Annotated in this window: 19 protein-coding genes; 11 read left to right on the forward strand and 8 right to left on the reverse strand. The window is 66.3% G+C overall.

The features are described 5' to 3' along the window. The first annotated feature begins 45 nt into the window (after window positions 1-45). From QUV18_RS05815 to QUV18_RS05830, 4 genes are read left to right on the forward strand one after another with little or no spacing between them, the layout of a single operon-like run. Window positions 46-801 carry a biotin--[acetyl-CoA-carboxylase] ligase gene (locus QUV18_RS05815; protein WP_300892485.1) on the forward strand — a complete coding sequence of 252 codons (756 nt, stop codon included), beginning with the start codon at window positions 46-48 and terminating at the stop codon, window positions 799-801. After that, window positions 801-1187, forward strand: coding sequence for a DUF4375 domain-containing protein (locus tag QUV18_RS05820; RefSeq protein WP_300892486.1), 387 nt, complete (start codon window positions 801-803; stop codon window positions 1185-1187). The genes QUV18_RS05815 and QUV18_RS05820 overlap by 1 nt, the downstream gene beginning before the upstream one ends. A gap of 15 nt (window positions 1188-1202) precedes the next feature. Beyond that, on the forward strand, window positions 1203-1973 hold the full coding sequence (locus QUV18_RS05825) for a type III pantothenate kinase (protein ID WP_300892487.1): 771 nt from the start codon (window positions 1203-1205) through the stop codon (window positions 1971-1973). Between the two features lie 6 nt (window positions 1974-1979). Beyond that, window positions 1980-3650: a ribonuclease J gene (locus QUV18_RS05830; protein WP_300892488.1), complete on the forward strand. Its 1671-nt coding sequence runs from the start codon at window positions 1980-1982 to the stop codon at window positions 3648-3650. Window positions 3651-3653: 3 nt separating this feature from the next. On the opposite strand, the gene QUV18_RS05835 is transcribed toward QUV18_RS05830, so the two are convergent. The 4 genes from QUV18_RS05835 to QUV18_RS05850 form a co-directional block, all read right to left on the reverse strand. Continuing rightward, a complete protein-coding gene (locus QUV18_RS05835; protein WP_300892489.1) occupies window positions 3654-3872 on the reverse strand; it encodes a tautomerase family protein in 219 nt (72 codons plus the stop codon). Window positions 3873-3934: 62 nt separating this feature from the next. Then, a complete protein-coding gene (locus QUV18_RS05840) occupies window positions 3935-5365 on the reverse strand; it encodes a DEAD/DEAH box helicase (protein ID WP_300892490.1) in 1431 nt (476 codons plus the stop codon). Window positions 5366-5571: 206 nt separating this feature from the next. Further along, entirely contained in the window at window positions 5572-6537 is a 966-nt protein-coding gene (locus tag QUV18_RS05845; RefSeq protein ID WP_300892491.1) for a glycosyltransferase family 2 protein, read from the reverse strand. A 121-nt stretch (window positions 6538-6658) separates the two neighbouring features. Next, window positions 6659-8266: a peptide chain release factor 3 gene (locus QUV18_RS05850; protein WP_300892492.1), complete on the reverse strand. Its 1608-nt coding sequence runs from the start codon at window positions 8264-8266 to the stop codon at window positions 6659-6661. Window positions 8267-8423: 157 nt separating this feature from the next. Here QUV18_RS05850 and QUV18_RS05855 point away from each other — a divergent pair, with 157 nt between their 5' ends. Then, window positions 8424-8675, forward strand: coding sequence for a hypothetical protein (locus tag QUV18_RS05855; RefSeq protein WP_300892493.1), 252 nt, complete (start codon window positions 8424-8426; stop codon window positions 8673-8675). Window positions 8676-8678: 3 nt separating this feature from the next. Here the strand turns inward: QUV18_RS05855 and QUV18_RS05860 are convergent, their stop codons facing one another. Beyond that, window positions 8679-9692 carry a Hint domain-containing protein gene (locus QUV18_RS05860; RefSeq protein WP_300892494.1) on the reverse strand — a complete coding sequence of 338 codons (1014 nt, stop codon included), beginning with the start codon at window positions 9690-9692 and terminating at the stop codon, window positions 8679-8681. Window positions 9693-9856: 164 nt separating this feature from the next. On the opposite strand from QUV18_RS05860, the gene QUV18_RS05865 reads away from it, so the two are divergent. From QUV18_RS05865 to QUV18_RS05890, 6 genes are all read left to right on the forward strand, one after another. Beyond that, window positions 9857-10636: an SDR family oxidoreductase gene (locus QUV18_RS05865; protein ID WP_300892495.1), complete on the forward strand. Its 780-nt coding sequence runs from the start codon at window positions 9857-9859 to the stop codon at window positions 10634-10636. Between the two features lie 19 nt (window positions 10637-10655). Further along, on the forward strand, window positions 10656-11453 hold the full coding sequence (locus QUV18_RS05870; RefSeq protein ID WP_300892496.1) for a carboxylesterase family protein: 798 nt from the start codon (window positions 10656-10658) through the stop codon (window positions 11451-11453). Between the two features lie 177 nt (window positions 11454-11630). Continuing rightward, on the forward strand, window positions 11631-11852 hold the full coding sequence (locus QUV18_RS05875; protein ID WP_300892497.1) for a twin-arginine translocase TatA/TatE family subunit: 222 nt from the start codon (window positions 11631-11633) through the stop codon (window positions 11850-11852). Window positions 11853-11860: 8 nt separating this feature from the next. Then, window positions 11861-12574 (forward strand): Sec-independent protein translocase protein TatB, encoded by a 714-nt coding sequence (gene tatB / locus QUV18_RS05880; protein ID WP_300892498.1) that lies wholly within the window; start codon window positions 11861-11863, stop codon window positions 12572-12574. Further along, on the forward strand, window positions 12571-13497 hold the full coding sequence (tatC, locus tag QUV18_RS05885; RefSeq protein ID WP_300892499.1) for a twin-arginine translocase subunit TatC: 927 nt from the start codon (window positions 12571-12573) through the stop codon (window positions 13495-13497). Before tatB ends, tatC begins: the two co-directional genes overlap by 4 nt. 187 nt (window positions 13498-13684) lie before the next feature. Further along, a complete protein-coding gene (locus QUV18_RS05890) occupies window positions 13685-14533 on the forward strand; it encodes an ATP-binding protein (RefSeq protein WP_300892500.1) in 849 nt (282 codons plus the stop codon). Window positions 14534-14633: 100 nt separating this feature from the next. On the opposite strand, the gene QUV18_RS05895 is transcribed toward QUV18_RS05890, so the two are convergent. The 3 genes from QUV18_RS05895 to surE form a co-directional block, all read right to left on the reverse strand. Continuing rightward, on the reverse strand, window positions 14634-15821 hold the full coding sequence (locus QUV18_RS05895) for a peptidoglycan DD-metalloendopeptidase family protein (RefSeq protein WP_300892501.1): 1188 nt from the start codon (window positions 15819-15821) through the stop codon (window positions 14634-14636). Window positions 15822-15911: 90 nt separating this feature from the next. Continuing rightward, window positions 15912-16571, reverse strand: a complete 660-nt coding sequence (locus QUV18_RS05900) for a protein-L-isoaspartate(D-aspartate) O-methyltransferase (protein ID WP_300892502.1) — start codon at window positions 16569-16571, stop codon at window positions 15912-15914. After that, window positions 16568-17347, reverse strand: a complete 780-nt coding sequence (gene surE, locus QUV18_RS05905) for a 5'/3'-nucleotidase SurE (protein WP_300892503.1) — start codon at window positions 17345-17347, stop codon at window positions 16568-16570. The genes QUV18_RS05900 and surE overlap by 4 nt, the downstream gene beginning before the upstream one ends. Window positions 17348-17402 lie beyond the last annotated feature (55 nt).

Here is a 17402-nt window from a genome sequence, read left to right on the forward strand (position 1 = left end):
CAGGCCCCGCCGGAAGATGCCTCCGGCGGGCGTATTTGCGGAACAATGAAGGTCGCGGGCTGGCCAGACGGGTACGGGCGGCGCGTGCTGCCGGAGGTGGACAGCACCAACGCCGAGGCCGCGCGCGTGGCCGGTACGCTGGCCGGGCCGGAATGGATCCTGGCGCTGAAGCAGACCGCCGCGCGCGGGCGCCGGGGGCGGGCCTGGGCCAACCCGGAAGGGAATTTCGCCGCGAGCCTCGTGTTGCAGCCGACCGAGCCGCCATCGGTGGTGGCGCTCCGGTCCTTCGTGGCCTCGCTGGCGCTTTACGATGCGTTCGTGGCGGCGACGGGGCGGCCCGAGGGCTTCGCGCTCAAGTGGCCGAACGACGTTCTTCTGAACGGCGGCAAGGTGGCGGGCATCCTGCTGGAGCAGGCCGGGCAGGGGACGAAGCTGTCGCCGCTGGTGATCGGGATCGGGATCAACCTCGTCCACGCGCCCGGCGCCGAGGAGGTGGAACCGGGGGCGCTGCGGCCCGTCTCGCTTCTGTCGGAGACGGGGACCGAGATCAGCCCGGGCGATTTCCTCGACCTGCTGGCGCCGGCCTATGCGGCCTGCGAGGCGCAGTTCGTGCAGTATGGCTTCGGGCCCATTCGCCGGGCCTGGCTGGATCGGGCGGCGCGGCTGGGCGAGGTGATTACTGCCCGCACCGGCAAGGCCGAGATCACCGGCACCTTCGAGACGGTGGACGAGGCGGGCAATCTTGTTCTAAAGACCCGCGATACCCGGCAGGCCATCCCGGCGGCGGAGATCTTCTTCTAATGAATTTGCCTGACGATCCCTGGAACAGGTTCGTTTTGCGCGCTGTCGAAGAAGCGCCGCAAATCGAGTCTGAAAAGCCGCTCTACGCGCTCTTTTGGTATCAGTCAGAGGTCAATAACGGCGGGCATCTCCAGTACTTCCTGAATGTGACCGAGCCCGGCGAATGGCATATCGCAGTAGATGCGGCGCGAAGCATCGGGCAGGACGCGGTTGCCGCCAATCTCGCCCAGGCCGTCGCGCTTTGGGAAAGCGTCGACCGCACCGCGCCGAATTCGACGGAACAATTCGTGGACACGGCTCTGGAGGACGAATTCGGGCACTTTGACCGAAAGTTCTACGAGCTTGAAGGCCCATTCCGGCAGGCCTTTGAAAACGCGATAGAGTGACTTAAGGAGGCGCTCATGCTACTGGCCATCGACTGCGGCAACACCAACACGGTCTTTTCCATCTGGGATGGGAAGGAATTCCTGTGCACGCTCCGGACCTCGACCCACCATGCCCGCACGGCGGATGCCTATTTCACGTGGTTCTCGACGCTGGTGAAGCATTACGGGATCGACATGGACATCACCGACGTGATCATCTCGTCGACCGTGCCGCGGGTGGTGTTCAACCTGCGCGTCTTTGCCGACCGGTTCTTCGGCTGCCGGCCGATCGTGGTGGGCAAGCCTGACTGCGCCCTGCCGGTTCAGCCGCGGGTGGACGAGGGCACGCAGGTAGGGCCGGACCGGCTGGTGAACACCGCCGGTGCCTTCGACCGGCATGGCGGCGACCTGATCGTGGTGGATTTCGGCACCGCCACCACGTTCGACGTGGTGGCCCATGACGGGGCTTACGTGGGCGGCGTCATTGCCCCCGGCGTGAACCTGAGCCTCGAGGCGCTGCACATGGCCGCCGCCGCCCTGCCGCATGTGGACGTGACCAAGCCGCAGAAGGTGATCGGCACAAACACGGTGGCCTGCATGCAGTCGGGCGTGTTCTGGGGCTACGTGGGGCTTGTGAATGGCATCACCGAGCAGATACGGGCGGAATACGAGCGGCCCATGCAGGTGATCGGCACCGGCGGGCTGGCCCCGCTTTTCGCGCAGGGCGACCTGCTATTCGATCATATCGAGGAAGATCTGACCATGCATGGGCTGACGGTGATCCATGCGCATAACGAGAAAGGCTGAGGCAGCATGAGCAACGAGCGGCTGATCTACCTGCCCCTTGGCGGGGCGGGCGAAATCGGGATGAACGCCTATGTGTACGGCATCGGCGCGCCGGGGAAGGAGCGGCTGATCCTGGTCGATCTGGGCGTGACCTTTCCGGACATGGACGGCACGCCGGGCGTCGACCTGATCTTTCCCGACATCAGCTGGCTTGAAGAACGGCGCGATAGGCTGGAGGCCGTGTTCGTGACCCATGCGCACGAGGATCACGTGGGCGCGATTTCGCATTACTATGACCGGCTGGGCGCGCCGATCTATGCGCGGGCCTTCACCGCCAACATTGCGCGCAAGAAGATGGAGGAGCGGGGCCATCCGGAGAAGGCGGTGATCACCGCGAGCCCGTGGCCGGAGGTGATCGAGGCGGGCCCGTTCAAGGTGGGCTTCGTGCCGATCTCGCACTCGATCCCGGAAAGCGCGGGGCTGGTGATCGACACCAAGCTCGGCCGGGTGGTGCATTCGGGCGACTTCAAGATGGATACCGGCCCCGTGGTGGGCGAGGCGTTCGACGAAGAGCTCTGGGCGTCGTTGTCGGAGCCGGGGGTCCTGGCGCTGATGTGCGATTCGACCAACGTGTTCAGCCCGCATCCCGGGCGGTCGGAAAGCAGCCTGGGGCCGGAAATCGAAAGCCTGATCGCGGGCGCCAAGGGCATGTTCGTGGCCACCACCTTTGCCAGCAACGTCGCACGGGTGAAAACGCTGGCCGAGGCGGCAGAGCGTGCGGGCCGGTCGATCTGCCTGATGGGGCGGGCGATGCGGCGGATGATCGAGGCGGCGGTGGAAACGGGCGTGCTGACCGGGTTTCCGCGCACGGTGAGCCCGGAAGACACCAAGAACATCCCGCGCGAGAACCTGATGCTGATCGTCACCGGCAGCCAGGGCGAGCGGCGGGCGGCCAGTGCGCAGCTGGCGCAGGGCAAGTATAACGGCATCGAGTTGAAGCCCGGGGATACGTTCCTGTTCTCGTCAAAGACGATTCCCGGCAACGAGCGCGGCGTGATCCGGATCATGAACCAGTTCAGCGAGATGGGCGTCGACGTGGTCGATGACGATGGCGGCCGCTACCACGTGTCGGGCCATGCCAACCGGCCCGATCTCGAACGGCTGCACAAGCTGATCCAGCCAAAGTACGTGGTGCCGATGCATGGCGAGCACCGGCATCTGCGCGAACACGTGAAACTGGCCAAATCCAAGGGGTTCGGGGCCGTTCTTGCCCCGAATGGCACGATGATCGAGCTGTCGGGGGAAAGCCCGTCGGTGGCCGAATACGTGGAGACGGGGCGCGTCTATCTCGACGGGAACGTACAGGTCGGCGCGCTGGACGGGGTGGTGCGCGACCGGATTCGCATGGCGCTGAACGGGCACGTGTTGGTGAACGTGATCCTCGACGAGCAGGACGAGCCGCTGGGCGAGCCGTGGTGCGAGCTGAAGGGCCTGGCCGAGGAAGGCAGCAGCCGGGCGCCGCTGGTCGACGTGCTGGAGGAGGACCTGAGCCAGTTCCTTGGCCGGGCGGGCGACAGGACACTGACCGACGATGACAAGCTGGAAGACGGGCTGCGCAAGATCGTGCGGCAGGTGGCGCAGGCCGAGATCGGCAAGCGGCCCGAGGTGACGGTGATCATCAGCCGGCTGACGGCCTGAGGCTCAGTCGCCCCGTCGGATGGCCAGGCCGAGTTCGGTGTGCATGATGGTGTCGTTGCGCGCCCATGAGCCGCTCTTGACCTCGTGAATGCGCGCGGAGGTGTTTTCCTTCATCCGGCCGCCCGCGGCCTCGCCAAAAGCGTCGATGACCTTGAGCAGGATGCGTTCCTTGTCTTCGTCGGTGAACACACCTTCGAGCACGTGAATATCGATGAGGGGCATGGCTGTCTCCCGTCCGTTGGCGTCCCCCGGATCATAGGAGGTGCGGACGGGAGGACAAAGGTCTAGCTTACGCGGCGCTGGTCGAAGCTGAGGGCGATGAACTGGGGCAGGTGATCGCCCATGCCGACGGTCTTGTTGTCGTCGCTCTTGCCGCGCCGGCTGCTGCCGCCGCGGGAGGACGTGGATTTGGGCTTGTCGTCGCTTTTCTGCGGCTTGCTGTCCTGCGCCTCGGGCTCTTTCGCGGGCGTGTCCTTGGCGGGGGCGTCGTCGGATTTCTTCGAGCGGCTGCGCGAGCTGCGCTTGGGCTTCTCTTCCTCTGACGCCTCTTCGGCGGCGGGGGCGTTGCCCAGCGGGTTCTCGGCGCGGGGGATTTCCTTCTGGATCAGCTTTTCGACGGCGTCGAGGGCCTTCTCGTCGCGAGTGCTGCAGAGCGTGATCGCCTTGCCGTCACGGCCCGCGCGGCCGGTGCGGCCGATGCGGTGCACGTAATCCTCGGGGTGGCCGGGCACGTCGAAATTGAACACGTGGCTTACCGAAGGCACGTCGAGCCCGCGCGCGGCCACGTCGGAGGCCACCAGCAGCTTCAGCGAGCCCGAGCGGAAGCCGTCGAGCGTGCGCGTGCGCTGGCTCTGGTCGAGGTCACCGTGGATGGGGGCCGCGTCATAGCCGTATTTCTTCAGCGATTTCGCGACGATATCCACATCCGTCTTGCGGTTGCAGAAGATGATGGCGTTGGTGCATTTCTCGCCCTCGCCGTCGATCATCGCCCGCAGAAGCGCGCGCTTCTCGCCATCGGCCTTGTCGCGGCGGGAGGGTTTGAACATCACCACTTCCTGCTTGATCGTCTCGGAAGCGGTGGCCTGGCGGGCGACCTCGATCCGTTCGGGGTTCTGCAGGAAGGTGTTGGTGATGCGCTCGATCTCCGACGCCATGGTGGCCGAGAAGAAGAACGTCTGGCGGGTGAAGGGGGTGAGGCCGAAGATACGCTCGATATCGGGGATGAAACCCATGTCGAGCATGCGGTCGGCCTCGTCCACCACCATGATCTTGACGTCGGAGAGGATCAGCTTGCCGCGCTCGAAATGGTCGAGCAGGCGGCCGGGCGTGGCGATCAGAACGTCGACGCCCTTGTCGATGATGGCTTCCTGTTCCTTGAAGCTGACCCCGCCGATCAGAAGGGCGCGGGTGAGCTTGAGATACTTGGAATAGGTGTCGAAGTTCTCGGCCACCTGCGCCGCGAGTTCGCGGGTGGGGCAGAGCACCAGGCTGCGTGGCATGCGTGCCCGGGCCCGGCCACGGGCCAGCAGCGATAGCATCGGCAAGGTGAAGCCCGCGGTCTTGCCGGTGCCCGTCTGGGCGATACCGAGGACGTCGCGACCTTCGAGGGCCGGGGGGATGGCGCCGGCCTGAATGGGGGTTGGGGTTTCGTAGCCGGCTTCTTCTACGGCCTTGAGGACCTTCGGATTGAGGTTCAGATCAGAAAATTTGGTCATATGTGTCCATGGTTTGCGGACACAGTCTTGGCCCGCCGTCTCGTCGTATGTGGAGGTGAACGCTCTCGTATGGTTCAGCGCACCCCCATGCGTGCGCCAGCCTTTATCGAATCAATGGGGGTGTGGTCAATGCAAGCTTGGCCGAAAGGGACGGTAGCGTACCGGATTCACACAGGTTTGTGTGATTGTTCGCGCCTTTGCAACAATCAGACGGCCTCGGGGAAGTGTTTCCGGCGCTTGGCGTCGAGATCGAGGCGGACGGCATAGAGCTGGCCGTGGCGGTCGAGCCGGGCGCGCAGCTCGGGCGTGGCGGTGCAGACCTCGCGGTAGAAGGCGCGGAGCGCGGGTTCGCCGCCGTCCTCTTCCAGCATCGAGAAAAGCTGGTTCATGGTGAGGGCCACGCCGTCGGGCATTGGCGCGGCGCGAAGGCTTTCGCGGTAGCTGCCCTGGGCCATGCGGAAACGGAAGGTCTCCTGCCAGTGGGCCCAGCTATGGGCGTGGAGGTGGACGAGAGGCGTGTCGTCGAGCGGGGCGGGGTCGGGGTCCTGCTGGCGGTCGAAGAAGGCGTTGTGGATGCGCAGGGACACGCCGTCGAGCCCGGTGCGGGCGAAGACCTTGCCGGCGACGTGGCTTAGGAAACCGCCGTTCAGGTGTTCGCCGTAGGTGGGGTAGATCTCGTTGGTCTGGGCGCGGCGGGGGCCTTGCTGGCGGGCGTGGCCCTTGCACCAGAGCTGGCCGTCGGGTGGCGGGTCGTCGGGGTCGGGGGCGAGCGCCTCTATGGGTCGGACGCGGGCGCTGCGGGTGTCGGGCGGCAGGGCGGCGAGCTGTTCGGGCAGGGGCGTGGCGGGCCAGAGGAACTCGTCGACGTCGATATGGGCGAGCCAGTCGACCTGGGGGCGGCGGTTGTAGCAATGGGTGGCGTTGGCCGTCTGGCGGGGCTGGTGAGCATCGGGGCGGCCCTTGCCGCGGCGGCGCCAGTAGGCGTCATCGGTGACGGTGACGCGGCATTTCGGGTGGGCGGAGAGGTGGGCGCGGGCCTGGGGGTTGTCCTCGTCGAGGTAGAGATGCACCCGGTGGGCGCCCAGGTCGAGGTGATGGGCGGCGAAGTTCAGGATGTCGGTGGCCGGGGCCTTGATGGTCGAGACCACGCCCCAGGTGGGAAGGCTGCTCATGGGGAGACAATGCGGTGTGGCGGGGGTGGGCGCAAGGGGGAGGTGTTGCGCGCGCGGCGGGCGTGGGATGCCTCCGGCGGGAGTATTTGGGGAAAGATGAAAGGCCGGGGTGCGAGGGACCTCAGCCCATCATTTCCTTTGTGGCAGAAAGGGTTACGTCGGGATAGTCGCGTTCGATACGGTCGATGTCCCATTGCAGGCGGGTGAGGTAGACCACGTCGCCGTCATGGTCATGGGCGATGTGCTGTTTGTTAACGGCCATAAACTTTTCGACGGCGTTTTTCTCCCCCGTGACCCAGCGGGCGGAGGTGAATTGCGAGGCTTCGAAGCGCACGGGCAGGCCATACTCGAGCTCGATCCGGGAGCCGAGCACCTCGAATTGCAGGGCGCCGACGACGCCCACGATGAAGCCCGACCCGAAGGTGGGTTTGAAAACCTTGGCCGCGCCTTCCTCGGCGAACTGCATGAGCGCCTTTTCGAGGTGCTTGGCCTTCATAGGATCGCCGGCGCGGCAGGATTGCAGCAGTTCCGGCGCGAACGAGGGGATACCCGTAACACGCAAAGGTTCCCCTTCGGTTAACGTGTCGCCGATGCGCAACTGGCCGTGGTTGGGGATGCCGATGATGTCGCCTGCCCAGGCCTCTTCCGCCAGTTCGCGGTCGGAGGCGAGGAAGAGGACGGGGGCGGACACGGTGAGCGGCTTCTTCGAGCGGACATGGGTGAGCTTCATGCCGCGCTTGAAGTGGCCCGAGGCCATGCGGACGAAGGCCACGCGGTCGCGGTGCTTGGGGTCCATGTTGGCCTGGACCTTGAAGACAAAGCCGGAAACCTTTGTTTCTTCGGGAGAAATCTGGCGCGGCTCGGCCGATTGCGGCTGCGGTTCGGGGCCATAGGCGCCGATGCCTTCCATCAGTTCCTTGACGCCGAAGGAGTTGATGGCGGAGCCGAACCAGATGGGCGTCATGTGCCCTTCGAGAACCGACTGGGGGTTCAGCGTGGGCAGGAGTTCGCGGGCCATCTCGACCTCCTCGCGGAGCTGGTCGACGAGGTGATCGGGCACGTGCTGGGCGAGCTTGGGGTCGTCCAGCCCCTTGATTTCAATGGTTTCCGCGACCTTGTTGCGGTCGGCGCGGTCCATCAGCTCGAGCCGGTCGTTGAGCAGGTCGTAGCAGCCGACGAAATCGCGGCCCACGCCGATGGGCCAACTGGCCGGGGTCACGTCGATGGCCAGGTTTTCCTGGATTTCGTCAATGATTTCAAACGTGTCCCGGCTCTCGCGGTCCATCTTGTTGCAGAAGGTCAGGATCGGCAGGTCGCGCAGGCGGCAAACCTCGAAAAGCTTGCGGGTCTGGCTTTCGACGCCCTTGGCGCCGTCGATTACCATGATCGCCGCGTCGACCGCGGTGAGGGTGCGATAGGTATCTTCGGAGAAGTCGGAGTGGCCGGGCGTGTCGACAAGATTGAAGCGGAAGTGCTTGAAATCGAACGACATTGCCGAGGCGGAGACGGAGATGCCGCGATCCTTCTCCATTTGCATGTAATCGGAGCGGGTGCGCCGTGCCTCGCCCTTGGCGCGGACCTGTCCGGCCATCTGGATGGCGCCGCCGAAAAGCAGGAACTTCTCGGTCAGGGTGGTCTTGCCGGCGTCGGGGTGCGAGATGATCGCGAAAGTGCGCCGGCGGGCGATTTCGGCGGGCAATTCCGGGCGGTTATGAGAGGCGTCTGGCATGTGCGGGCATATAGAGAGGTGCGGCGAACGGCGCAAGCTGGCACGTCGGTATCACGTCGGTATTTTGTCGGTATTGCGTCGGTGCGGCAGCGGGGGGTGACGGTTGTCAAAGGGTGGCCGGGCTTTACGTGGAGGGAGGTAACCGAAAGGAGGACCCATGGCTTCCAAGAGCCGAAACCCGAATTTCGCGCGTCCCGACCGGGACGACGACCCCGCGACCCCGGTGCCGGAGCGGGAGCAGGGCGAAACCGCCAAAACGAGCAACCCGGTGAAGGCGAAGGACGCCTTCGGCAAGCCGCGCAACGAGACGCAGTGGACGCGGGAATCGATCAGCGCGCATAACGCCAAACCGGCGCTGGAGACGGATGGCAAGACCGCCAAAGAGCAGGCGCGGAAGTTCCGCGGCTGAGGTTCAGCGCGTGGAGGCGCGCTTGAGCAGGCTGGCGGCGTCGGGGTGTTTCAGAAGCGCCTCGCTGACCTCGTATTCGAGATGGCGGCGGCCGGAATGGCCGGCGAGCCCCTCGTCGAGCGTACGGGTGAGCTCGGCGGGCAGGGCATCGCGTGTGCGGGTGTCGACGAGGAAGGTTTCCGCGGCGATGCCTTCGGCGAAGATGATGTGATGCCGGTCGAAGAGCAGCTGGAAATAGTCGACGAAGCCGCCGGACTGGCGGGTCACGGTATCGCCGTTCACGAGATGGCGGGCGCGCACCAGCACCTCGTGCCGGCCGGCGCCGAGCGCGTCGAAGCGCTGGTAGATGAAGAGCCGGTGATCGGGGCTGACGAGCAGGTCGTTCTCGTTATGCAGTGTGCCGGCCTTGATGCGGATCGGGGCGAACTCGCCCACGGCGCGGACGGTCGACTGGCCGATCCAGCGCACCGCCTGGGGCCCGTCGTCGCGGGTGAGGACGATATCACCGATCTCGAGCTGTTCGATGGGCTTCTGGGCGCCGGAGGCCATGGTGATATGGGTGCCGCGCGAGAAGGAGACGCAGGCGACCTGGGCGAATTTCTGGCGAGCGGTGTCGCGGTCGATGCCGACGAGGGAATAGCCCATGCGCGGCGTGAGCTGCGCCAGCGGCAGGGCGTAGACATTGTCGACATTGCCCTGGTCGTCGACCTCGACCAGCACCAGCAGGTCGGCCGTTTGGCCGGTGGAGGACATCATGGTGAGGCTGCTGTCGAGGTAGAGCGTGGCGCCGGGGCGGCCGAGCGCGGTGTCGGGCGAGATGGTGAAGGTGCCGTTCTCGGCCGGGGTGATGGACAGGCGGCGCAGGCGGGCGTTGAGGCGGAGCTCATACGTGTCGTCGAGGTCGAGCTCCATCGCGAAGGAGAGCGGATCGCCGAGATTGGCGCCGCTGACGACCGTCAGGTCTGCGGCCTGGAAGACCGGAATGGATTGCGCGGCGTTCTGGGCGGGTGTCTTCATTTATCTGTCAGTCATGCTTGGAATGTCGGAGCGTCCCCCCAGGGGCGCACGGGGCGTTGTCTAGCTGGGCTTTGTGGCAGCAAGTGGCCGAATCCCCGGTGTTTTGCTGGCAAAGCGGGCACAAGCAGTGGTACGCCTTTCGGCAGGGAAATGGGAGAGTTTTGATGGACCTTGGTATACGTGGAAAACGGGCGCTGGTCTGTGCGTCGTCGAAGGGGCTGGGGCTGGGCTGTGCGCGGGCGCTGGCGGAGGCCGGATGCGACCTGGTGATGAATGCGCGGGGCGCCGAGGCGCTGGAAGAGGCGGCGGCGCGGATCCGCGAGGAGTTCGGGGTCGGTGTCAAGACCGTGGCGGCGGATGTCACGACCGAGGCCGGGCAGGCGCAGGTGCTGGAGGCCGCGGGCGATGTGGATATCCTTGTGACCAATGCCGGGGGCCCGCCGCCGGGAAGCTGGCAGGACTGGGAGCGGGAGGATTTCATCAAGGCGCTGGATGCCAACATGCTTACGCCGATCGCGCTGATGAAGGCGCTGTTGCCAGGGATGATGGAGCGCGGCTGGGGCCGGGTGGTGAACATCACCTCGCAATCGGTCAAGGCGCCGATCGCGGTGCTGGGTTTGAGCAATTCGGCACGGGCCGGGCTGACCGGATACGTCGCCGGGACGGCACGGCAGGTTGCGGGAAAAGGCGTGAATATCAATAACCTGCTGCCCGGTATTCATGCGACGGACCGGGCCGATTCGCTGGACAAGGGCGTGGCAGACAGCCAGGGCATCACGATGGACGAGGCGCGGGCGCAGAGATATGCCACGCTGCCCGCCGGGCGGTACGGCACGAAGGAGGAGTTCGGCGCGGCCTGTGCATTCCTGTGCAGCCAGCATGCGGGGTTCATCGTCGGGCAGAACATCCTGCTGGATGGCGGCGGCGTGAACGCGACGCTGTGAGGGGCTGACCGGGTTGGGCATGGGGTTCGGGGTTTTCGACGGCAGGGCCGGGAGCCGGGTGGCGGCGGACGTGGTGTTCGGCCATGCGCCGCTGGGCGGGCAGGAGGTAGCGCTGCGGGCGTCGGTCTACCTGCCGAAGCCGGGCGGGCGGCCGCCGCCCTTGCTGGTGTGGATCCATGGCGGCGGGTTCCGCGACGGGAGCCACGACCAGTTGCAGATCCGGCGGCTGGCGCGGCAGTTGACCATCGAGGGGTTCGCGCTGGCGACGCCGGAGTATCGGCTGGGGGCCGAGGCGGCGGACCTTTCGGTGCAGACGCGGGCGCGGCTCGAGGCGTTGGAGGCTGTGCCGGCGGCGGGTGAGCCGTGGATGGCGGGCGCGAGCGCGATCGCGGCGACGGAGGATGTGGCGCGGTTCCTGGGCTGGCTTGAGGAGCAGAGGGGAGAGCTGGGCTTTGCCGGGCGGCCGGTGCTGGGCGGCAGCGGGGCGGGGGCGGTGACGGCGTTCAACGCCGCCTACCTGGCGCCGTTCCTCGGGCTGGAGCGGCCGGAGCCCGGGGGAATCCTCAGTTATTCCGGGGGGTTCGCGTGGCCGGAGCTGTATGAGCCGGGGAAGTACCCCGTCTTTGCCCTGCACAGCCCGTTCGATGACACGCTCGGCATCGGCCCGGTCCGGGCGCTGTCGCAGATGGACCCGGCCTTGGAACTGATCGAGGCGTGGGAGCAGGAGCACGGTCTTCTGCGGGTGCATCCGCAGGAGACCAAGCCCGTCACCTTCGGGCGCATCCGGGCGATGCTGGAGGCCTGGGCGGCCGCGTGAAGCGGGGCGGGCAGCGTCCTATCGTCTCAGCCGCGGGGCCAACGGGCGCCGAAGCCGCCAAAAAACAGTGCGCGAGGGCCCATTGGTGCTTTCATCCTCCCGCGCGAAGGCTTAGATACGGTTGACGAAATTGCGAGGGTCGCGCAGAAAAGTGGCCCGAGCTATGGGAGAGAAAGCATGCTCAACAATATCGGCCTTCCGGGCCTTCTTCTGATCGCCGTCGTGGTGCTGGTGCTGTTCGGCCGCGGCAAGATCTCGTCCCTGATGGGGGAGGTGGGCAAGGGCATCACCTCGTTCAAGAAGGGCGTGTCCGAGGGCAACAAGGAGATCGAGGACGCCAGCAACGAGGCGTCGCACGACCCCGTGACCGAGAACGACAAAGAAAAAGACAAGGTCTGATCCCTTAAATGTTCGATCTTGGCTGGACCGAGCTTCTGCTCATCGGCATCGTGGCGCTGATCGTGGTGGGCCCGAAGGACCTGCCCGGGATGTTCCGGACGGTGGGCAATTTCGTCGGCAAGGCCAAGCGCATGGCGCGCGACTTCTCGAAGGCGATGAACGATGCCGCCGACGAGGCCGGGGTGAGCGACGTGAAACGCTCGCTCAATGCCGCGTCCAACCCGATGAAATCGGCGATGGACGAGGTGAAGAAATCGACCGACAGCTTCACGTCCAAGACCATGGCTGGCCCCAAGAAGGCCGAGCTTGACCCGGAACGGGCCGAGCAGGCCGAGAAGATCCGCGAACGCGCCGGCAAGATGGCCCAGGAGCGCATGGATCGCGAGGCGGCCGAGGCCGCCGCGAAGGAGGCCGACACGGCGTCTGGCGGCGCGGTCGCGAAGGCCGGGGAGAAGACCAAGCCGGCCGGGACGAAGACGGCGGCGAAGGCGACCACGGCGAAATCCGGCACGGCGATAACGGCTGCGAAAACCGCCTCTTCGGCCAAGACCACGGCCAAGCCGGCTGCGAAGAAGAGCACGGCAAAGACCGCCGCTGCGTCGAAGGGCAACGCCAAGTCGACGGGTACACGCAAGACGGCCGCGAAATCCGCCACTAAAACGACCACCAAGACATCGGCCGCGCGCAAGTCCACGGCCCGCAAGACCGAGGACAAGGCATGAGCCGTGCCGCCGATGACGACATCGAAGACAGCGCCGCCCCGCTGATCGAGCACCTGGCCGAGCTGCGCACGCGGCTGATCAAATGCGTGGTAGCCTTCCTCATCGGCATGGTCATCTGTTTCACCGTCGCCACGCCGATCTTCAACTTCCTGACCGCGCCGCTGTGCCAGGTGCTGGCCGAGCGGGGGCAGAACTGCGACCTGATCTTCATCAAGCCGCAGGAAGGCTTCTTCGTGGCGATCAAGGTGTCGCTGCTGGGTGGCTTCATGCTGTCCTTCCCCTACCTGGCCAACCAGATGTGGCGCTTCGTGGCGCCCGGGCTCTACCGGTCGGAGAAGGGGGCGTTCCTGCCGTTCCTGCTGGCCTCGCCCTTCATGTTCATCCTGGGCGCGTCGTTTGCCTTCTACGTGGTGACGCCGCTGGCCTATGACTTCTTCCTGGGCTTCCAGCAATTCGGCGCCGGCGGAGAGGCCGTGCCCGCGGGCGAGCCGCAGAACCGGCCGGGCCTGTCCGTGGTGTTCCAGGGCTCGGCGCAGGAATACCTGAACCTGACGATCAAGTTCATCGTGGCCTTCGGGCTGTGCTTCCAGCTGCCGGTTCTGCTGACCCTGATGGGCAAGGCGGGGCTGGTGGGGGCCGAGGGGCTCAAGACCATGCGGAAATACGCGGTGGTCGGCATCCTGGTGCTGGCCGCGCTGGTGACGCCGCCGGATGTGATCACGCAGGTGATCCTGTTCGTGGTGGTCTACGGGCTTTACGAGATTTCGATCTTCCTTGTGGGCCGGGTCGAGCGGAAGCGCATCGAGCGGCTCAAGGCCGAGGGGGCGTGGTTCGAAGAGGACGAGGACGAGGACGAGGATATCGACGCGGATGACCCGCTGCTGGCCGAGTTCGAAGACGAGAATGACGATAGAAAAGCTTGAGAACTGGCGTGATGTCCTAAAGTCCGCAATAGCTGAAAGCGGTAAATCCATGCGGGAAGTATCGTTGGAAGCGGGCCTTGGTGCGGGGTATGTTCACTCATTGTTGAGCGATGGGAAAACGCCGACAATTGATAACTACCATGCGATCATAGAAGCAGCAGGCGGTTTGCCGAATTCGTCCAAAAGTATGTCAGCCAACGAGCCGCTGGGCCGGATCGCCGCGGCGCTGGAACGGATGAGCCCGGCGCCACTGGAGGCGCCCGATTTCGGCGCCGCTGATGCCTTCGTCTGGCACGTGGAGCCCGACCGGCTGGTGCCGGTGCCCAGGGTCAACCGCGTCGACATGGCGCTGCTGGTGGGGATCAACCGGTCGCGCGACACGCTTCTGGAGAACACTCGGCAGTTCGCCAAGGGCCTGCCGGCCAATAACGCGCTTCTGTGGGGCGCGCGGGGGATGGGGAAATCCTCGCTGGTGAAGGCGGTGCATGCGGCCGTGCGGGCCGAGGGGGCGCCGCTCAAGATCGTGGAACTGCAGCGGGAGGACCTGACCAGCGTGGGCCGCCTGCTTACGCTGCTTCGCGATGCGGAGGAACGGTTCCTGCTGTTCTGCGACGACCTGAGTTTTTCCCATGACGACCAGCATTACAAATCGCTGAAGGCGGTCCTGGATGGCGGGATCGAGGGGCGGCCGGACAACGTGGTGTTCTATGCCACCTCGAACCGCCGCCACCTGATGCCGCGGGACATGATCGAGAACGAGCGCTCGACCGCGATCAGCCCGAGCGAGGCGACCGAGGAGAAGGTGTCGCTGTCGGACCGGTTCGGGTTGTGGCTGGGCTTCCACCCCTGCGACCAGGACGAGTACCTGTCGATGATCCGGGGCTATTGCGATGCCTACGGGGTGGAGATCGACGACGCCACCCTGCGCGCCGAGGCGATCGAGTGGCAGGCCACCCGCGGCGCCCGCTCGGGTCGGGTGGCGTGGCAGTACTTTACCGATCTGGCGGGCCGCCGGGGCGTTTCGGTCGCGCTCTAGGCGCCACGCCCCGTTTCTTCTGGCTGAAAATATCCCGGGGGAGACGTTGAAAGTCGTCCCGACTTTCAACGCCAGGAGCAGAGCCCCTTACTCCGTCGACCTACTGAAGATAAGGCCCGGGATCGACCGAATCGAAGCCTTCGCGCACCTCGAAATGGACCGCCGCCGTGCCGTCGCTGCGGATCTCGGCGAGTTTCTGGCCGCGGCTGACGCTGTCGCCCTTGGAGACCGCCACGCCGCCGACGTTGGAATAGACCGTCAGCAGGTTGTCGGGGTGCTTGACCACGATGATCGGCACGCCGTTGGTGTCCTCGGTGATCGCGGCGACCGTGCCGGAGGCTGCGGCGTTGACGGCCGTGCCCGGGGCGGCGGCGATGTCGATGCCGTCATTCTTGCCCTTCTCGTAATCGCGGATGATGTCGCCGCTGACCGGCATGCCCATCCGGCCCTTGGGCGCGGTGGTCTCCTGGCTCATGTCGGGGGCGGCGGTGGTTTCCACCTCCTCGGCGGCGGGCAGGGTTTCCTCGTCGGGCAGGGGCTGCGAGGCGCTTGGCGGCTCGGGCGTCTGGGTGCCCTGGCCGGGCATCGAGGTGGCCGCCGGGTCGACCGCGCTTTTCGGCTTGCCGGGCAGGGCCACGGGGATCAGCAGGAACTGCCCCTCGCGGACCGCGAAATCGCTGCCGAGCCCGTTCCACTCGGCCAGGCTGGTGACCGAGACGTTGTAGAGCCGGGCGATGGAATAGGCGGTTTCGCCGCGCTCGACCTTGTGGCGCACCGGCTCTGTGCCGGAGGTGCCGGTGGGCTGGCTGGAGGCCGCGGGCGCGGGGTCGAGCGCGCTGGTCTGCACGCCGGTATTGCCGCTGTCGGCTGCGTCGATGGCGTTGCCGGCGAGCGTGGTGATATCGACGTCGCCCGGGCGGATCGGGCCGCCATCGGGTTCGGTGACGCGGTCGGGCAGGGCCACGATCTCGCCGTCGCGCAGGGGGTCGGTGGTCTGCAGGCCGTTGTAGCTGGCGATGGACTGGGCGTTGGCGCCGATCCGCTGGGCGAGCGAGGCGACGGTGTCGCCGCGCCGGGCCACGGCGACCTGGTAGCTGGGATAGGAGATGATGCCGCGGCTGTCGGGCCGGGGCCGGTCGGCGGTGGCGGAACGGGCGGCGTCGGTGGTGCTGGGGGCATTGCCGAAATTGCCGCGCATGTCGAAGTCGAGCCCGGAGTCGCTGCAGGCCGCGAGGCCCGCAAGCGCGGCGGAGGCCATCAATACGGCCGGGCGATGGAAAATAGGCATCTCGATAAGCTCCTCGTGTCTTTCAGCGCGCATGCCCCGTGTGGCCCGGGGTCTACAATGCGGTTGTCCTGTCCTGTCCTACCCCAAACCTTAGCCGCTGTCCCGGCCGAGGCCTTCGACCAGCGGCACGAAACGGACCGGCAGCATCTCGTCATACTCGAAGCCGTCTTCCGTGCGAGTCACGCGGATCAGGCTTTGCACGGCATCCGACTGTCCCACCGGCAATACCATGATACCCCCGATTTTCAACTGGGCCAAGAGCGGGCCGGGCGGGTCCTCGGCGGCGGCCGTGACAAGGATGCGGTCGAAGGGCGCCTGGTCGGGCAGGCCGAAGCTGCCGTCGGAGGTGACGGCGGTGATATTGGTCAGGTCGAGCTTGCGGAACACCTCGGTCGCCTCGGCCACGAGGCGCTTGTGGCGGTCGACGGTATAGACCCGGCGCGCGAGCTGGCTGAGGATGGCGGCCTGGTAGCCCGAGCCGCAGCCGACCTCGAGCACCTTGTCGCGGTTCGACACCTTGAGGGCCTGCGTCATCAGCCCCACGACGGAGGGTTGCGAGATGGTCTGGCCGCAGGCGATGGGCAGCGGCATGTCCTCGTAGGCGCGGGCCGCGAAATGGCCGCGCACGAAGAGGCCCCGGTCGACCTTTTCCATGGCGTGCAGCACGCGCCGGTCGGTCACCCCGCGCGAGCGCAGCGCGAACAGGAACTGCATCTTGCGCTCGGCGATATCGGGGGAGTCGTCGGTCATTCGATCGCTTTCAGCGCCTCCAGCGCGTCATGCGCCGTCAGGTCCGCGCGCATGGGTGTCACCGAGATATAACCTTTCAGGTTCCAGTCTGCATCGGTGCCTTCGGAGGTGGGCTGTTGTTGTGGCGCGCCGGTAACCCAGAGGAAGCGGCGGCCAGAGGGCGAGGTGGTGGGCTGGACGCCGAAGCCCATGTCGCGGCGGAAGCCCTGGGGCGCGGCGCGGGTGCCCCTGACGCCCGCGGCGGGCGTGGGCGGGAAGTTGACGTTGTAGAAGATGCCGTAATCGTCCTTGGTCCAGACCCCCTTGTCGAGCAGGCGGCGGAGCGTGTCGAGCCCGTGGACGCGGGCCGCTTCGAACTTGTCGTCGAGGTCGCGGTTCTCGGGGCCGTAATACTGGCTGAGGGCGATGGCGGGCAGGCCCTGGAGCGCCGCTTCCATGGCGCCGCCCAGCGTGCCGGAATAGAGCGCGTTCTCGGCCGCGTTGTTGCCGCGGTTGACGCCCGAAAGGACAAGATCGGGGCGGGCGGGCATGATATCGTGGACGGCGGCCAGCACGCAGTCGGCGGGGGAGCCCTGGGTGGCGAATCGGCGCTCGGCCATCTGGCTGACCATCATCGGCTGGGTGTAGGAAATGCAGTGGCCGACGCCGGATTGCTCGAAGGCGGGCGCCACTGTCCAGACCTCGCCCGAGGGGCCGGCAAGCTCGGTCGCGATCTCTTCCAGAACGGCAAGGCCGGGCGCGTTGATGCCGTCGTCATTGGTGATGAGAATGCGCAAGAGTGCCTCCGGGCTGCCTGTTCGCCTTGTGTAGCGGCGGTAATCCGCCGGGGCA

This window comes from Roseovarius sp., from assembly GCF_030373445.1.
GTDB lineage: Bacteria > Pseudomonadota > Alphaproteobacteria > Rhodobacterales > Rhodobacteraceae > Roseovarius.

Bases quoted from the DNA above. Each gene is read 5' to 3' on its own strand.
- QUV18_RS05875 (WP_300892497.1), top strand. From the start codon at position 11,631: ATGCTCAACAATATCGGCCTTCCGGGCCTTCTTCTGATCGCCGTCGTG.
- QUV18_RS05850 (WP_300892492.1), bottom strand. From the start codon at position 8,266: ATGCCAGACGCCTCTCATAACCGCCCGGAATTGCCCGCCGAAATCGCC.
- QUV18_RS05865 (WP_300892495.1), top strand. From the start codon at position 9,857: ATGGACCTTGGTATACGTGGAAAACGGGCGCTGGTCTGTGCGTCGTCG.
- QUV18_RS05820 (WP_300892486.1), top strand. From the start codon at position 801: ATGAATTTGCCTGACGATCCCTGGAACAGGTTCGTTTTGCGCGCTGTC.
- QUV18_RS05840 (WP_300892490.1), bottom strand. From the start codon at position 5,365: ATGACCAAATTTTCTGATCTGAACCTCAATCCGAAGGTCCTCAAGGCC.
- QUV18_RS05835 (WP_300892489.1), bottom strand. From the start codon at position 3,872: ATGCCCCTCATCGATATTCACGTGCTCGAAGGTGTGTTCACCGACGAA.
- QUV18_RS05815 (WP_300892485.1), top strand. From the start codon at position 46: ATGAAGGTCGCGGGCTGGCCAGACGGGTACGGGCGGCGCGTGCTGCCG.
- QUV18_RS05870 (WP_300892496.1), top strand. From the start codon at position 10,656: ATGGGGTTCGGGGTTTTCGACGGCAGGGCCGGGAGCCGGGTGGCGGCG.
- QUV18_RS05895 (WP_300892501.1), bottom strand. From the start codon at position 15,821: ATGCCTATTTTCCATCGCCCGGCCGTATTGATGGCCTCCGCCGCGCTT.
- QUV18_RS05825 (WP_300892487.1), top strand. From the start codon at position 1,203: ATGCTACTGGCCATCGACTGCGGCAACACCAACACGGTCTTTTCCATC.
- QUV18_RS05890 (WP_300892500.1), top strand. From the start codon at position 13,685: ATGTCAGCCAACGAGCCGCTGGGCCGGATCGCCGCGGCGCTGGAACGG.
- tatB (WP_300892498.1), top strand. From the start codon at position 11,861: ATGTTCGATCTTGGCTGGACCGAGCTTCTGCTCATCGGCATCGTGGCG.
- QUV18_RS05845 (WP_300892491.1), bottom strand. From the start codon at position 6,537: ATGAGCAGCCTTCCCACCTGGGGCGTGGTCTCGACCATCAAGGCCCCG.
- QUV18_RS05855 (WP_300892493.1), top strand. From the start codon at position 8,424: ATGGCTTCCAAGAGCCGAAACCCGAATTTCGCGCGTCCCGACCGGGAC.
- QUV18_RS05860 (WP_300892494.1), bottom strand. From the start codon at position 9,692: ATGAAGACACCCGCCCAGAACGCCGCGCAATCCATTCCGGTCTTCCAG.
- QUV18_RS05900 (WP_300892502.1), bottom strand. From the start codon at position 16,571: ATGACCGACGACTCCCCCGATATCGCCGAGCGCAAGATGCAGTTCCTG.
- tatC (WP_300892499.1), top strand. From the start codon at position 12,571: ATGAGCCGTGCCGCCGATGACGACATCGAAGACAGCGCCGCCCCGCTG.
- QUV18_RS05830 (WP_300892488.1), top strand. From the start codon at position 1,980: ATGAGCAACGAGCGGCTGATCTACCTGCCCCTTGGCGGGGCGGGCGAA.